At 67.7% G+C, this 15,152-nt stretch carries 18 protein-coding genes; 5 read left to right on the top strand and 13 right to left on the bottom strand.

Going from position 1 to position 15,152, the window contains the following annotated elements:
* Positions 1-35: 35 nt before the first annotated feature.
* The 5 genes from RZ1_RS09530 to RZ1_RS09550 form a co-directional block, all read right to left on the bottom strand.
* Entirely contained in the window at positions 36-1,514 is a 1,479-nt protein-coding gene (locus RZ1_RS09530) for an aminotransferase class I/II-fold pyridoxal phosphate-dependent enzyme (RefSeq protein ID WP_072811273.1), read from the bottom strand.
* 200 nt (positions 1,515-1,714) lie between these two features.
* Complete coding sequence (locus RZ1_RS09535; RefSeq protein ID WP_072811274.1) at positions 1,715-2,032, bottom strand: PRC-barrel domain-containing protein; 318 nt, start codon at positions 2,030-2,032, stop codon at positions 1,715-1,717.
* Complete coding sequence (locus RZ1_RS09540; RefSeq protein WP_072811276.1) at positions 2,019-2,423, bottom strand: hypothetical protein; 405 nt, start codon at positions 2,421-2,423, stop codon at positions 2,019-2,021. Before RZ1_RS09540 ends, RZ1_RS09535 begins: the two co-directional genes overlap by 14 nt.
* Positions 2,420-3,649, bottom strand: coding sequence for an NRAMP family divalent metal transporter (locus tag RZ1_RS09545; RefSeq protein ID WP_072811278.1), 1,230 nt, complete (start codon positions 3,647-3,649; stop codon positions 2,420-2,422). The genes RZ1_RS09540 and RZ1_RS09545 overlap by 4 nt, the downstream gene beginning before the upstream one ends.
* Positions 3,646-4,047, bottom strand: coding sequence for a hypothetical protein (locus tag RZ1_RS09550; RefSeq protein ID WP_139281802.1), 402 nt, complete (start codon positions 4,045-4,047; stop codon positions 3,646-3,648). Before RZ1_RS09550 ends, RZ1_RS09545 begins: the two co-directional genes overlap by 4 nt.
* 188 nt (positions 4,048-4,235) lie before the next feature.
* On the opposite strand from RZ1_RS09550, the gene RZ1_RS09555 reads away from it, so the two are divergent.
* Positions 4,236-4,961 carry a PAS and ANTAR domain-containing protein gene (locus tag RZ1_RS09555; RefSeq protein WP_083583600.1) on the top strand — a complete coding sequence of 242 codons (726 nt, stop codon included), beginning with the start codon at positions 4,236-4,238 and terminating at the stop codon, positions 4,959-4,961.
* A 38-nt stretch (positions 4,962-4,999) separates the two neighbouring features.
* Here the strand turns inward: RZ1_RS09555 and RZ1_RS09560 are convergent, their stop codons facing one another.
* The 3 genes from RZ1_RS09560 to RZ1_RS09570 all read right to left on the bottom strand — a co-directional run bounded on the left by RZ1_RS09560 (position 5,000) and on the right by RZ1_RS09570 (position 7,111).
* A complete protein-coding gene (locus tag RZ1_RS09560) occupies positions 5,000-5,575 on the bottom strand; it encodes a hemerythrin domain-containing protein (protein WP_072811282.1) in 576 nt (191 codons plus the stop codon).
* Between the two features lie 110 nt (positions 5,576-5,685).
* A complete protein-coding gene (locus tag RZ1_RS09565; RefSeq protein WP_072811284.1) occupies positions 5,686-6,114 on the bottom strand; it encodes a hypothetical protein in 429 nt (142 codons plus the stop codon).
* A gap of 118 nt (positions 6,115-6,232) precedes the next feature.
* Positions 6,233-7,111, bottom strand: a complete 879-nt coding sequence (locus RZ1_RS09570; protein WP_072811286.1) for an alpha/beta fold hydrolase — start codon at positions 7,109-7,111, stop codon at positions 6,233-6,235.
* A 114-nt stretch (positions 7,112-7,225) separates the two neighbouring features.
* Here RZ1_RS09570 and RZ1_RS09575 point away from each other — a divergent pair, with 114 nt between their 5' ends.
* Both RZ1_RS09575 and RZ1_RS09580 read left to right on the top strand, forming a co-directional pair.
* A complete protein-coding gene (locus tag RZ1_RS09575) occupies positions 7,226-7,672 on the top strand; it encodes a MarR family winged helix-turn-helix transcriptional regulator (RefSeq protein ID WP_072811287.1) in 447 nt (148 codons plus the stop codon).
* Positions 7,673-7,697: 25 nt separating this feature from the next.
* Positions 7,698-8,063, top strand: a complete 366-nt coding sequence (locus RZ1_RS09580) for a DUF2834 domain-containing protein (RefSeq protein ID WP_083583602.1) — start codon at positions 7,698-7,700, stop codon at positions 8,061-8,063.
* A gap of 8 nt (positions 8,064-8,071) precedes the next feature.
* Here RZ1_RS09580 and RZ1_RS09585 read toward each other — a convergent pair whose 3' ends face one another.
* On the bottom strand, positions 8,072-8,488 hold the full coding sequence (locus RZ1_RS09585; protein ID WP_083583603.1) for an STAS domain-containing protein: 417 nt from the start codon (positions 8,486-8,488) through the stop codon (positions 8,072-8,074).
* 153 nt (positions 8,489-8,641) lie between these two features.
* Positions 8,642-9,364, bottom strand: a complete 723-nt coding sequence (locus tag RZ1_RS09590) for a GAF and ANTAR domain-containing protein (protein ID WP_072811398.1) — start codon at positions 9,362-9,364, stop codon at positions 8,642-8,644.
* Between the two features lie 126 nt (positions 9,365-9,490).
* Between RZ1_RS09590 and RZ1_RS09595 the strand changes: the two genes are divergently transcribed.
* Positions 9,491-9,919, top strand: coding sequence for an ATP-binding protein (locus RZ1_RS09595; protein ID WP_072811289.1), 429 nt, complete (start codon positions 9,491-9,493; stop codon positions 9,917-9,919).
* Entirely contained in the window at positions 9,916-10,701 is a 786-nt protein-coding gene (locus tag RZ1_RS09600) for a SigB/SigF/SigG family RNA polymerase sigma factor (RefSeq protein ID WP_072811291.1), read from the top strand. Before RZ1_RS09595 ends, RZ1_RS09600 begins: the two co-directional genes overlap by 4 nt.
* A 22-nt stretch (positions 10,702-10,723) precedes the next feature.
* Here RZ1_RS09600 and RZ1_RS09605 read toward each other — a convergent pair whose 3' ends face one another.
* From RZ1_RS09605 to RZ1_RS09615, 3 genes are all read right to left on the bottom strand, one after another.
* Complete coding sequence (locus tag RZ1_RS09605) at positions 10,724-11,764, bottom strand: NAD(P)-dependent alcohol dehydrogenase (RefSeq protein ID WP_072811292.1); 1,041 nt, start codon at positions 11,762-11,764, stop codon at positions 10,724-10,726.
* Between the two features lie 79 nt (positions 11,765-11,843).
* Entirely contained in the window at positions 11,844-14,132 is a 2,289-nt protein-coding gene (gene metE, locus RZ1_RS09610) for a 5-methyltetrahydropteroyltriglutamate--homocysteine S-methyltransferase (RefSeq protein ID WP_072811399.1), read from the bottom strand.
* Positions 14,133-14,243: 111 nt separating this feature from the next.
* On the bottom strand, positions 14,244-15,140 hold the full coding sequence (locus tag RZ1_RS09615; protein ID WP_072811294.1) for a 3-hydroxybutyryl-CoA dehydrogenase: 897 nt from the start codon (positions 15,138-15,140) through the stop codon (positions 14,244-14,246).
* Positions 15,141-15,152: the final 12 nt, after the last annotated feature.

Genomic DNA, 15,152 nt, shown 5'->3' on the forward strand with positions numbered 1-15,152 from the left:
CGGGGTGGTGACCACACTCGATTCGCGCGATCGTTCTACTGCGCGACCACGCGAAACGTGTCGAGTTTCGGATCGGTGGCGTCGGGCACCGCCATTCCGGCGGCGAGCCCGCTGCGCAGGTACTCGACGACGGCATCGTCGAGCACCTCGCCGGGCACGGCCACCGGGATACCCGGCGGATAGGGCGTCAACTGCTCGGCCGCGAGTCGTCCGGGCGCCTGTGCGGCGGGTACGTCCTCCACCTTCTCGGCGAAGAACGCCTCCCGCGGCGACATACGGGATTCGAGCTGCAGCTTGTCGGGAGAGGGCAGGCGGATCGGTGGGGGCGGATCGAGCCCATCCACGGCGGCCACGCACGCTTCGAACGCCCGGACCAGCCGATCGGCGGTGTCGGGTCCGTCGGCCATCGACATCGTGGCCATGATGCGGCGGTGGTCGGAAAGGCCCATGTCGACCCGCTGGTGTTCACGGATCCAGTCCGCGAATTGGTATCCGGAGGCCCCGGTCTCGCTGACGTCGACGAGGATCTGCATGCGGTCCAGATCGTGCGATGCTTCCTTGCCGAGCAACTCGTCCTCGAGGACCCGCAACCCCGGTATCCGCGAAAGCCGTTCGCGTAGTTGCCTGCTCAACCCCAGCGCATCGCCGAGCAATCTCTCGCCGCGCTCGACCATCTGGCGGCGCCACGCGTCGATTCCGCAATAGACGAGCACGTTCGGGCTGGTCGTCATCAGCAGGTCCGCGCACGTCGACAGATACGCGAAGTCGACGAGATCGCCCTGGGTGTGGAAGACCGAGCCTTGCTCGAACCCGGCTCCCATCTTGTGCACGCTGACAACGCAGACGTCGGCGCCGGCGTTCATCGCCCACGTGGGCAGATCGTCGTGGAACGGCAGATGCGCACCCCACGCCTCGTCTACGATGAGCGGCTTACCCCGCTCGTGACAGACCTCGGCAATACCCTCGATGTCCGCGCACGTCCCGTACGGGCTGGGCGAGACGATCAGCGCTCCCGCCGCGTCGGGATACTTCTCCCAGCCGTCGCGAATCTGCTCCGGCGACGGCGGGTGCGACATGTGGCGCTCGGCGTCCCACTGCGGGGTGACCCACCGCGGCTGGATTCCACCGAAGATCAGCCCTCCCACGACGGACTTGTGGCTGTCGCGGCTGAGCAGCAGGCCACCGGAGCTGGGCCCGGCCACCGCGGTCATCGCCGCCTTCACCGACAGGGAGCTGCCGCATGTCGAGAAGAACGTGTGTTCGGCGCCGACGGCGTCGGCCATCAGGTCCTCCGCGTCGGACAGGTACTGGTTGCGCGCGAGCCGGTCGTCGAGTCCACCGGTCGACAGCACGTCCGACCGATAGGCGTCACCGAGCACATCCAGGGCACGGGGGTCGGCGCCGCGGCCCTGGCGATGCCCCGGTGGGCTGAATCCGTAGCGGTCCTGCCGACGGTAGTCCGCGAGCGCGTCGAGCAGCGGCGCCCTCCCCTGATCCTTCCGATCTCCGCTCATGTCGCACCGGGTACCCACCGGCGGCGGGTTCGATTCGTCGCCACCGGGTATCCCTCCGCCATGGAATTGATCGCAATCCTCATCCTGATCGGCGTCGTCGTCTTCGTGATCGCCAAGAGGTCGGGGCCACGCCAGCAGGGATGAAGCCCGCCCCGCAGGGATCCCGCAGCGATGCAGCACAGAATCACGGCAGCACAGAGTCACGGCAGCGCGGGCGCGAACTTGCGGTACCCGTCGCGCACTTCGACCCGCCCGTCCCCGATGCGTCGCACATCGGCCCATCGGACCAGGAACGCACCCCGGTGCCGCCATCGCAGATAGCGTGCGATCAGCGCGGGAGCGTCGACCGAACGCCGTTCGTAACCGAGGAACGAGCCACCGGACCTAGGGCTGACCAGCAGCGCCACCAGGGTCAGGCTCATGCCCTCGTCGTAGCTGAACCGGACGTCGACGACCGTGCCGAGACGGTGGCCCCCGCCGTCTCGGGCTTGCGCACCGATGATCTCACTCAGCCGCACGACGACCTCCGGGGATGCGTCCGATGAGGCGGTCGCGGGTCCACCGTTCGACCCACAGGTGGTCGAGATCCTCGCCGCGCACGTTCAGGTGCACCGCAACGTCGATGCGATCGACGTCGGTCCAGTCGATGCGGTCCAGCCGCGAGTCCGGTGGCCTGCCACCGAAGATGCGGGTCGGCAGCGCGTTGCCGCTCAGGATGGCCTCCACCCGGGGCGGCGCCGACCCGGCCGGGATCTCCCGGCCCGCTTCGACGCCGTCGAGTTCCAGATCGTCGACGGTCGTGACCGGAAGGCCGTCGACGTCGACGAGGAGCCGGTCCAGCAAGTGCAGCCGCGCGTCGAGGACTCGGCCGTCGGCCGGCAGCGGAGGTAGTGCGTCGGATTCGGTCATGCACCCGCTCCCGTCATGATCAGCAGGGGTACCGCAGCGGCCGCGACCACGAGGATCACGGGCACGTAAGCCAGTGCGAATGCGTTGACGATCCGGCCGTTGACGTGCTCGCCCATGTACTCGGGGTCGTTCGCGACGATGAGGATCGGAATGTAGGTCAAGGGCAGCGCCACGGCCGAGAACACCACCGAAACCTCGGTCACCAGAACGGGATCGACACCGGTGGCGAGGACCGCGAGTCCGACGAGCAGCGACACGATCATCACGAGATGGAAGCGGGCGGCGTTCGCAGGCGCCCGGAACTTGCCCCACCGCCAGCCGAAGAACTGCGCGAGCGTGTAACCACTGGAAAGCGTCGTCTCGAGGGCGGCGCCGAAGGTCGCGGCGACGATCCCGACGATCGCGAACGCCAGCGCCAGCCGACCGCCGGCCTCCGCCACGGGCAGCGCGATCTGGGAGAGGGATTCGACGGCGATACTCTGCGGAAGCAGCACCACCGCGGCGCATGCGGCCACGGACAACGACAGGACCCCGCCGAGCGGGAAGCCGACGAGCACATTGAGCCGGGACTTACCCAGATCGTCGACGGTCCACTTCTCCTCCACCGCGCCCGACGAGAAGAAGAACACCTCGTACGGCGTCATCGCCGCACCGAACAACGCGACCGCATAGAACCAGTACACCGACGTCGATTCCGATGCGGGGACGGCCGGGGCGAGGATCTGTTCGCCGAGTTCGCCCCAGTCGGGCCCTAGCAGGAACAACACGACCGCGAACACGATCAGGCACAGGCCGGCCAGTCCGGTGGCATTCTCCATGACGGTGAAACGCACCCGCCAGATCACGAGCCACACCGCGAACCCCGCAACGGGCAGCCACATCATCGGCCCGATCCCGGACGCGAGTTGCAGCGCCAGCGCGATGCCGCCGACCTCGGCGGTGAGCGTCATGAGATTGATGAGGAACGACGCTGCGAGGTTCGCCAGCGCAGAGCGAGCGCCGAGACGCTCACGGACGATCTCGAACGTCGCGCGCCCACTGACCGCGGCGACCCGTCCGGCCATGTTGGCGTACAGGCAGATTCCCCCGACGCCGAGCACGACGACCCAGGCCAGACTCAGGCCGAACCGAGACCCGACAACGGCGTTGGTGACCAGATCCCCGATGTCGAGGAATCCGCCGATGGCGGTGAGAACGCCGAGTGCGACGGCGAACAGCTTCGTCACCGGGCACCTTCTCCGAACGCCGACAGGGTGTCGGTGAGCCGGCCGAGTTCCTGGTCCAGGGATGCCGCGTCCGGCGAACCCGGCACGCCGGCGACGTGCCCGCGGGCCTCGCCGAGCACGGATGCCGCGTCGTCGAGGTAACCGAGAAGCACGTCCTGATGTCCGGATTCGTCCTGCGACGACGTCTCGGCCGTAGCCGCGGCGCTGTAGGAGGTGAGCACCGACTCGAGGGCCTCGTCGAGCACCACCTCGGCGTGGTTTCCGGTGGTGCGGTGCGCGGCCACCAGCGACAGACCGAGTCGCGCCGACGCGGTCGCCGAGGCCGCATCCGCGGCCGCCCTCGACAGGTCGCCTTCCGTTCCGCCCGGCAGACCCGAGCAGCCGCAGGACAGAGACACGGCGACCAGTCCTGCGACCACGCCTCGACGCCAACGCAACACCGGGAACCTCCTGAGCTGCACCGCCGCATGTGGTGGGTACCGGAGTACCCGCGCCCGGGGTTTTCAATCCGTGTGGTCGGTTTTGTGCCCGGTCACGGGCGGGGGCACTGCGCTCGCGGAAAGGTTCCGCCCGGCATAATCGTGAAATGACCGATTCCACCCCCGACGCCCGCGCGGCCGAGCACCCGTGCCCGGACAGGCCACCGCGTCCGGACAGGCCACAGCGGGTGGGCAGCTTCCGGTTCATCGTCGCCACCGACGAGTGGGAGTGGTCCGACGCAGTGGCCAGAATGCACGGATACGAGCCCGGCACCGTACACCCGACAACAGAACTGGTTCTGTCCCACAAGCATCCGGACGACCTGGCGCAGATCACCGAGGTGTTGAACTCCCAGCGCACGACCGGCAGACCGTTCAGCAGCCGGCACCGGATCATCGATACCGACGGAAACGTCAAGCAGGTCGTCGTGGTCGGCGACCAGCTGCTCGACGCGGCCGGCACGGTCATCGGGACGTCCGGGTTCTACGTCGACCTCACCGACAGCTACGCGGACGACATCCGCGAGAACGTCGACGAAGCACTGTCCACTCTCGCCGAGTCACGCGCGATCATCGAGCAGGCCAAGGGGGTGCTGATGCTCGTGTACGGGATTTCCGCCGATCACGCATTCGAGATACTCACCTGGCGGTCGCAGGAGACCAACATCAAGCTCCGGGCGCTCGCTCAGCGGATCGTGGACATCGTTGCCGAGGGATCGGGACCCAGAATTTCCGACTCCGCGCGCAACGAGTTCGACCACTTCCTGATGACCGTGCACCGGACGGTGCCGCACCCGGATCACTCGGTGACCCGCACCGAATCCGGCTCCTAGGGCTCACGCCGGACAAGCGGATTCGGCACGGCCCGTTCTCACCGTTCGGTTCCGCGCCGGGTCACCGCGTCACGCATGCGATCGAGCAGGCCGGTGACCGGGCCGAGCAGCTTGTCGCCCGGCGGTTCGTCCGGGGCGGACGGGTGCGGCCGCGTCGGAGCGATCTTTTTCGTCGATTCCACCTTCCTGCCGAGGTCGACCAACTCCTCCTCGGTGAAAACGCTGCGCATGTGCGGGAACATTTCGCTCTCTTCCTCGGCGACATGTTCGCGGATCTCGTGCATCAGCAATGCGAGCTGGGCTTCGAACTCCGGCTCGTCCGGCTTCAGCCCCTCGAGCCGCTTCATCGTCCGCTCGGCTTCGGCGTGCTCCTCCTTGGCGTGTTCGGCCTCGCTCTCGCTGACCTTCTTCTTGACGGCCGGATACACGTCGGCCTCCTCCGCGACCGAGTGCCGCACCAGCTCGATCGTCACCTGATCGGTGAGATCCTTGCGCCGCTGCCGCGCCTCGTGGGTTTCGATGCCGTGGAGTGCCTCGAGTTCGGCGAACATCCGTTCCACTTCGCGGTGATCGTGGGTGAGGACCTCGATCACGTCGCGCTGGCTCGCTGTCATCGCGCTACCTTCCCTTCGAACTGCTCCTGTGGCGGGTAACCCCTTCTGCTTCAGCGGAAACCGTCCCGAGATTGCGGTGCGGCCCCGGCATTCGCAGCGGCCGGCACCTTCTACGCGTAGTGCCGGCCTTCCCGGCCGGTGCCGCCCTCGTCCGCCCGCACGTCCCGCTGCGGTTCCGTGTCGACCGACGACGGAGCCTGGGCGTCGGGATCGAGGCGGTCGGCGCGCTCACGCTGTTCGTCCAGCGCACTGCGGGTCGATTCGGCTTCCTCCCGCTGCACCTTCGCACGGTTCTCCAGGCGGACCGCCTCGGCCTGCTTCTCGGAGGCCTCCGCGGCGGCCCGGCGGGCCTTGGCGGCGGTCTCGTCGGCGATGGCCGCGCGCTGTTCGGCGGCCGGTGCGCGTTCGGCGATCTGTGCACGAAGGTGAGCCGCTTCGGTGCGGCGATGCTGTGTCCGGCGCCTGGTCAGCAGCCATACCAGCAGCAGTACGACGATGACGACGACGACTGCCAGCACTATCCAGCCCAACGTATCCATATCGAATCCTCCGATCGGATCGGGTTTTCCCGGGCATACCCGCCGACTCGAATCCGGAAACCACGGGCCGTCGAACCGGCCGCCGGCGGAACGGTCGACCGCGCGTCCGTCCCACTGATCAGCGAGCGCCGAATCCGTCGAGGAGCGCGGTGTTCACCGCGGCGGCCGGGTACAGGGGCAGCGTGTGGTGCGTGGCATCGTCGAGCACAACCGTTCGCGCGGCCGGAAGTACCCGCCGGACCGCTTCTTCGACGTGAGTGCTGTCGTGCACCTTGCTGCCGCGAGCGAGGATCACCGTGGTGGCGACGTCGAAGTCTTCGAACGCCTTCGCGGGCGGTCGTTTCGGGACGATCGTCTTCGATGCCGGGAAGGCCGCACCGAGCGCGAGCACTTCCAGCCACTCCTCGTCCAGCTCGCGTCCTCCGGTTTCCCACGTGACGAGGGCTCGTTCACGCTGTTCACTCGGGCGCAGCAGGACCGGCAGTGCGCGCCACAGATAACCCGGCTTCATCCCCGCGAAACACGAATTCGGCTCGAGCAGAACGAGATCGACCACCCGGTCGGGCACGCGCAGGGCGGCGGCGAGCGCGATCATCGCACCGTACGAGTGCCCGGCGAGCCCGAAGGTGCCCAGCCCGAGTCCGTCGACGACGCCGACGAACCACGCGAGCAGATCGTCGACGGTGCGCGGCGGGCGCGAGCCGACGACACTGCGTCCGGCATCTCCGAGAATGTCGACGGCGTAGATGCGGTGCCGCGCGCCGAGTGCCGCGACATTGGCGAACCACACCGTCGATGTCGCACCCCCGCCGGGCAGCAGCACGACGGGCGGCGCCTCCGGCGGCCCGTACGCGTTGATCCGGGTGCTGCCGTGCTCGGATTCGAGGTCGAACGAGGTGGTGCCGTCGGGCCATCGGGACAGGACGGTGTCGTAGGCACGGTAGAACGCGGCGCCTGCCGCGGTGTTCGCGAATTCGTCGATCGTCGGTTGGGACATGGCAACCTCCGCTTGTGAATTATCTCGATGATCGAGATAATAGGCTGACGAGGCAACTACGTCGAGCCGGAGGAGCAGAAGGTGGCAGCCAGGGAGGACAGCCGAACTCCGGCGATGGTGCACGGCCTGCGGGAACTCGTGGTGCAGCTGAACCTGTTCGGGTCCGAATTCGCACGCACGCACGGGCTTCACACCACCGATGTGCGAGCGCTCATCGCGCTGCTCGACGCCGCCCGTGCCGGCCGTATCGCGACACCTGGATGGCTGGGACAGCAACTCGGCCTGAACTCCGCGTCGACCACCGCGCTCGTCGACCGGCTCGAGAAGGACGGCCTGGTGTCGCGGGAGCGCGACGCGCGGGACCGACGACGCGTGAAACTTCAGGTCACCGAGTCCGCCGAACAACTCGGCTGGAGCTTCTTCGGACCCCTCATCGGACAGGCCGTCGGCGTTCTCGACTCGTTCTCCCCCGACGAACTCGCCACGATCGACGAGTTCCTCGCGAGAATGCGGGCCGTGGTCGAGAATGTCCGCGAGACCGGGGCCGGACCCGTCCCCTAGCCGTCACCGTCGGAGGTCAGCACCCGTGCAGGAGAAACATCTCGCGTTCTTGTTCGCTGCGCTGACAGCGGTCGGTGTCGTCGTTCCGTACGCCGCGCTGGTTCCGTTCCTGTTCGAACACGGCGTTGACACCACCCGGATCGTGGACGAGATCACCGCGACCCGGCTGGGCGCCTTCGCGTGGCTCGACGTACTGATCTCCGCCCTCGTACTGCTGCTTGCCGCCTTCGGCACCGGTTGGATCAGCACCGGCCGCGCCCTGGGGGTCACGCTGGCCACGTGCCTGGTGGGCGTGTCGGCGGGACTTCCGCTGTTCTTCTTCGTCGTCGGAAACCGGATGTCCGACCCGACAGATCACCCTCGCCGACCGATGTCCGGCCGGCGAGGGTGACCCTCCGTTCACGCTGAACGCCGAAGCGCTCCCATCGCACTCTCGAGCGATGTATGCAGTTGCAGACGGGTCTCCCCCGCGGCGAGCAACAGCCGTTGCACCGGGCGGTTCCCGACGAGCACCCACCGTGCGTCGCACTGGTGCGCTCTCGCGTCGAGACCCTCGAACACCGAAAGCCCTGCGGATCCGATGAATTCGACTTCGGACAGGTCGAGCACCATCCGAGCGGACGGACGCAGCCGCGCGCTGGCGTAGCGCCGCAGCGCCGGGGCGTTGAGCAGGTCGATCTCGCCCTGCACCTCGACCCTCATCATGTCACCGCTGATCCGCTCGGTCTTGAAGCGCGCACCGGCGGATGTTTCGTCGGGCACGCCCGCGCGGGCAGCCCAACGTGTCGCGGCACGGAAATTGGGTACAGCAGTCATGGCACTCCCATCGAGTCGATGGGAAGAATCGCAGAAAGGGGCAGCCGTCCACGGATGCCCGCTCGCGCGATGCTTCCTGGTCCAGGCTGTGTGCTCAACCTTCAAACAGGCTACTTCAGTCGGCAGCACCACTCAACGAAAGGCCGCGAGATATCACAATTCGGACTCGCCGGCGGTTCGTCTCAGCGTTTCAACCACCTGTTTCGCCACGCCCGACAGCCGGAGGTTCATCCGCTGGGATGCCTCCCTGAGCAATGTGAACGCCTCTTCCTCGGACGTCTCGTGCAGTGCCATGAGCAGTCCAATCGCCTTCCCGATCTCCCGGTTGCTGTCGAGACCCAGACGCAGGGTGGCCGCTTGCTCCCGGTGTGCCCTCGCGGTCAGCGCCACCGAAATGAACGCAGCAAGGACCGCACCCGAGTCGAGCGACTCCTCGGTCAACGCGTCCGGGGTGTCGGAGAAGATGTTGAGGGCCGCGACATCCGCACCCTCCACGAGCAGGCGGAATCCCGCTGCTCCCCGAACCGGCGTGTAGTCGAGAATCCACTTGGTCAGCGCGGGCCAGCGGGTTCGGACGGTCAGGTCCGCATCGAGTTCCGCGATGTCGTGGTGCAGCACGTCCATGCACGGGCCTTCGCCGAGTTCACGTTCGGCAGCGTCGATTCGGCGGGCCATGTCGTCACCGGCCGCGATGGTGCGGATCGACGTCCCACGCCGGAGCATCAGACTCGCCCGATCGCAACCGGGGACGAGCAGCGGAGCGGCAATGCACAGCGCGGCACACATCTCCTCGTAGCTCTCGGTGCCGTACACGATCCCCGCGAGCCTCGTGAAGACGGCCGCGGCCTCCTGGCGCTGTGCATCCTGGTTGCTCATCCGAATCACCTTTCGCGGTAGCGATTGATTCACCACCTTCCTGGGTATTCTGCGCTCGAACGGGAGATGCCGGCTCACGTCGACCCCGGGCACCGACCGAGAATCCGACTGGAAAGGCCAGGACCCATGGCGACGACCGCTTCGATCGACTCAGATCGCGCACACACGCATCCCATCGTGGAGTTGCGCGTCCGCGCCGACCCGGGCCAACTCCCGGTGCTGCGAGCCGTCGCCGCCGCGATCGCGCTCCAGCACGACTGCGATCTCGATACCGTCGCCGATGTGAAGCTCGCCGTGGACGAAGCCGCCACGCGCCTGATCATGAGTGCGGTCGACGGAACCGACGTGACGTGCCGCTTCCAGACGATCGCGCCGACCCTGCGCATCAGTGTCTCCGCCACGACCCGGCCCTCCCCCACCAGTTCGGCCCGCACGTTCGGCTGGCACGTCCTCAACTCCCTCGCCGATTCGGTGGACGTGCGCCTCGACGACACCGCGTCCGGCAGCGTCACCACCATCGACCTGTCGGTCACCGAAGGGAGCGCCCCTCGGTGAGCGGACACAGGCGCGACCCCGACGAGTACGCCGACGTCCTCGAGCTGTTCACCGAGATCGGGTCCCACAGTGCGGACGACCCGGCCCGTGCGGAACTGCGCGAGAAGATCGTCGAGCGATGCCTGCCGCTCGCCGAACACATCGCGCGTCGTTTCGACGGGCGCGGGGAAGCGTTCGACGATCTGGTGCAGGTAGCACGGCTCGGCCTGGTCAACGCCGTGGACCGGTTCGATCCGGAACGCGGCTCGGACTTCGTGTCGTTCGCCGTCCCCACGATCATGGGCGAGGTACGACGGCACTTCCGCGACACCGGGTGGGCGGTGCGGGTTCCGCGCCGGATGAAGGAACTCCACATCGCCCTGAACAAGGCGACCGGCGAACTGTCGCAGCGGCTCGGTCGTGCACCCACCGTCGGGGAGCTGGCCGCCGAGCTGGACCTGGACCGCGAGGAGGTCGCCGAGGGCCTGGTCGCCGGGAACGCCTACCAGACCGTGTCGGTCGATCGCAGCGCGCAGACCGATTCCGGCGGGAACGGCGTCACCCTCGCCGACACGCTCGGCGAGTACGACGCCGCGCTGTCCGAAGTCGAGAACCACGAGACATTGCGCCCTCTGCTGGAGGCGCTGCCCGAACGCGAACGCACGGTGGTGCTGCTGCGGTTCTTCGGGAACATGACGCAGACGCAGATCGCCGAGCGGGTCGGCGTTTCCCAGATGCACGTCTCACGGCTGCTCACCAAGACCCTGGCCCAGTTGCGTGAGCAACTCGGCGACCAGTTCTGAACCCTGGGCCGCGTATCGTGTCTCAGATCGTGGCCGCGTCGATGACGAAGCGGTAGCGCACGTCGCTCGCGACCACCCGATCGTATGCGTCGTTGATCTGCTCGGCGGAGATCAGTTCGATCTCGGCGCCGATGCCGTGCTCGGCACAGAAATCCAGCATCTCCTGGGTTTCGCCGATGCCGCCGACGCTGGATCCGGCCACCGCGCGATTGTTGGCCCCGAGGCTGAACGCGCGCAGGGTCAACGGGTGTTCCGGCAGGCCCAGTTCGACGAGGACGCCGTTCAGCCGCAGCAGCGACAGGTACCGGTCCATGTCGAGGTTCACCGACACGGTGTTGAGGATCAGGTCGAAGCGGTTGCGCAGCTCCTTGAAGACGCTCGGGTCGCTGGTCGCCCGGTAGTCGACGGCGCCGAACCGCAGGCCGTCGCCCTTCTTCGACAGGGAATGGCCGAGCACCGTGACCTCGGCTCCGAGCGCGGCGGCGATCTTGACGCCGACGTGCCCGAGGCCGCCCATCCCGATGATCGCGACACGAGTGCCCGGTCCGGCACCGTAGCGACGGAGCGGGGAGTACAGGGTGATCCCGGCGCACAGCAGCGGGGCGGCCGCCGCGGGATCCACACCGGCCGGCACCCTCAGCACGAAATGCTCGGTGACGACGATGTGCGTCGAGTATCCGCCCTGGGTGACCTCGCCGTCGGAGCCGATCGCGTTGTACGTGCCGGTGACGCGGTTCTCGCAGTGTTGTTCGGCTCCTGCCCTGCAGGCGTCGCATTCACGGCAGGACGCGACGAAGCAGCCCACGCCGACACGGTCACCCACCGCGTGCTTCGTGACGTCGGAGCCGACGGCTTCGACGATGCCGACGATCTCGTGTCCCGGGACGAGGGGATAGCGTGTGCGGCCCCACTCGTTGCGGGCGGTGTGGATGTCGGAGTGGCAGATTCCGGCGTACTCGATCCGGATGAGCACATCCAGCGGGCCCGGTTCCCGGCGCTCGATGGTGGTCTTGGTGAGGGGTGCGTCTGCGGCGGGCGCAGCGTAGGCGGCGACGGTCGTCATCTTTCATGCCTACACCCGAAGCGACGGTGCGCACCCGCGGGGGCTGTCCACGGGTGCGCACCGATCGGGCGGGATGCTGCTACTGCTGGGCGGCGACGCGGCGCCGCAACCGGCGTGCCGCCGCGACGAGGTTGCGCAGCGACGGTTCGAGCTGCCAGTGATGGCGGGTCTTGAGCCCGCCGTCCGGGTTGGCCCACAACCGGTCCGGGTCCACCGACTCGGCGGCCTCGGTGAGCAGTTCGTCCAGCTCGTCGATGTCCGGGATCCGCGCCGAGCGGCTCTCGTACACGCCGGGACCGACGCCGTGTGTGAGCGCGTGGTCCTTGATCGCCTCGAGCACCCAGCGGATGGACCGGGTCGCGACGATCGCGGTGACGTCCGCGTCGAGCCGTTCGATCGCCTCGACCACCGACTGCTGCCCGGAGTACGTCAGGTGCGTGTGGATCTGCGTCTCCGGCTTCGCACCGCCGGTCGCGAGCCGGAACGCGTCGACGGCCCAGTCCAGGTACTCCGCGCGGCCGTCCTGCCGGAGCGGCAGCAGTTCCCGGATCGCCGGCTCGTCGACCTGGATGATCGCGATACCCGCCCGCTCGAGATCGGCGATCTCGTCGCGGATGGCCAGCGCGAGCTGGTCGGCGGTTTCGTGCAGCGGCTGATCCTGGCGCATGTACGACCGGGCGAGCATCGTCACCGGGCCGGTGAGCATGCCCTTGACCGGCTTGTCGGTGAGCGACTGCGCAAACGCGATCCACTCGACGGTCATCGGCTTCGGCCGCACGATGTCGCCGTAGAGGATCGGCGGACGCGTGCACCGGGAGCCGTAGGCCTGCACCCAGCCGAAGTGCGTGGTGGCGAAGCCCTCCAGCAGCTCGGCGAAGTACTGGATCATGTCGTTGCGCTCGTGCTCACCGTGCACGAGCACATCGAGGCCGATATCCTCCTGCAGCCGGATGGTGGACTCGATCTCTTCGCGGATCCGTTTGACGTAGTCGTCGTACGAGATCCGGCCTTCGCCGAGGTCGTGGCGGACCTTGCGGATCTCGTCGGTCTGCGGGAACGACCCGAGAGTGGTCGCGGGGACCGGCGGCAGGTTCAGCCGTTCCTGCTGCGCAGCGCGACGCTGCTCGTACGGCGCGCGCATGCGGTGTTCGGGCTTCAGCGCATTGATCCGCGCGCGGACGGTGTGCTTCTGCTTGAAGTGCACCGATGTCGGCGGCACGCGCCACTTCTCCTCGGCGCCGGTGGTCAGTGCCTTGGCGAGCGAGACCACCTCGCCGACCTTCTGCTTCGCGAAGGCGAGGCGGTCGGCGACGTCACCGGGGATGTCGTATTCGACGAGCAGGTCGTAGGGCACGTGCAGCAACGAGCACGACGTCGACACGACCAGGTCCGGAGCGACCGCGGCGATCGAGTCGAGGTATTCGAGGACGCGGCGGCGGTCGGCGCGCCACACGTTGCGGCCGTCGACCACACCGGCGTAGATGCGTTTGCGCTTGAGGCCGGGCACAGCGGCCAGTTCGTCGGCGCTGATCCGGCCGTTGATCAGGTCCAGGCCGATCGCCTCGATCTTCGACGCCGCGAGGATCGGCAGGGCAGCACCGAGATGTCCGTACGGGCCGGTGACGAGCAGGCGCGGGCGCAGCGGCGCCTGGGCCAGCACATCGTAGGCGCGCTTCAGTGCAGCGAGTTCGTCCTCGCTGCGGTCCTCGGTGAACGACGGCTCGTCGAGCTGGACGCACGTGGCGCCGGCCTTGGCGAGCTGCTCGAAGAGCTTTTCGTACTCGGGGAGCAGAGCGTCGAGCAGGTCGAGCGTGGAGAACTCGTCCTGCTGCGAGGTCGGCGAGACCTTCGACAGCAGCAGCAGCGACACCGGACCGAGCACGACCGGGCGCAGCTCGATGCCCTTCGCCTTGGCACGTTCGAACTCGTCGAGCACGGCGGCCGAGTTCAACGCGAACGTGGTGTCCTCGTCGAGTTCGGGCTGCCGGTAGTGGTAGTTACTGCCGAACCAGCGGACCAGTTCCAGCGGCGGGAAGTCTTCCCGGCCGCGGCACAGCGTGAAGTAGAAGTCGAGCGGGTCGAGCTCGCCGACCAGGGGACGGAACCGCTCGGGGACCGCGCCGAACAACAGGGCGTTGTCCAGGACGTGGTCGTAGTAGGAGAACGTGTTGCCGGGGACCTGCGTCAGTCCGGTCGCCGCGAGTTCGCTCCAGGTGTCCTCCTGGATTTCACGGGCGACGGCGACGAGTTCGTCGCGCGTGCTGGTGCCGTGCCAGTAGGACTCGAGGGCACGCTTGAGTTCGCGGCGGGTTCCGATACGCGGGTACCCGAGGATGCTGGATCCGTAGCCGGTGGCGTTGCTGGCCATCTCGGAATCGACCTTTCCCTCATGCACCTCGCGCCCGTGCACCGACGAGCAGTGCGCAGGGCACTGCTGTCGGGCACGGGCGCCGAAGTGCGGTGTGGTGCTACCTACTACTTAGCTGGCCTTCTTGGAGGCCCGACCGTTTTCGGCGTACTCGTAGAAGCCGGCACCCGACTTCTTGCCGACGAGGCCGGCCTCGACCATGCGGAGCAGCAGCGGCGGCGCCGAGTACAGCGGCTCCTTGAACTCGTCGTACATCGAGTCGGCGATGGCCTTGACGGTGTCGAGACCGACCAGATCGGTCAGGGCGAGCGGACCCATCGGGTGGGCACAGCCGAGCACCATCGTCTTGTCGATATCGTCCTTGGTCGCGAAACCGGATTCGACCATCCGGATCGCCGACAGCAGGTACGGCACGAGCAGCGCGTTCGCGATGAAGCCGGCGCGGTCCGAGGAGCGGACGACCTGCTTTCCGAGCACGTCGGCGGCGAAGGCCTCGGCCCGCTGGGCGACGGTGGAGCTGGTCTTCAGCGTGGTGACCAGCTCGACGAGCGGAAGCACCGGCACCGGGTTGAAGAAGTGCAGGCCGATGACGCGCTCGGGGGCGCTGGTGGCGATGCCCAGCTTCATGATCGGGATCGACGAGGTGTTCGAGGCGAGCACCGCGTTCGGATCCGTGACGATCTTGTCGAGTTCGGCGAAGATCTCGCTCTTGACCTTCTCGTCCTCGACGACAGCCTCCACGACGAGCTGGCGGTCCGCGAAATCACCGAGGTCCGAGGTGAACCGGAGACGCCACGCGGCCTGCTCCCGTTCCCGTTCGGTGATCTTTCCGCTGCTCACACCACGGTCGAGGGACCGGAGGATGCGGGCTCGTCCTGCAGCCGCGAGCTCGCGGGTCTGCTCGAACACCAGTACGTCGACATGAGCGCGCGCGCACACCTCGGCGATACCTGCGCCCATGATCCCGGCGCCGATCACGCCGACGCGCTGAATCTTTTCGCTGGTCACGTCAGCTCCTTC

This window comes from Rhodococcus zopfii NBRC 100606 = JCM 9919, from assembly GCF_001895025.1.
In the GTDB taxonomy this organism is placed as follows: Bacteria; Actinomycetota; Actinomycetes; order Mycobacteriales; family Mycobacteriaceae; genus Rhodococcus; species Rhodococcus zopfii.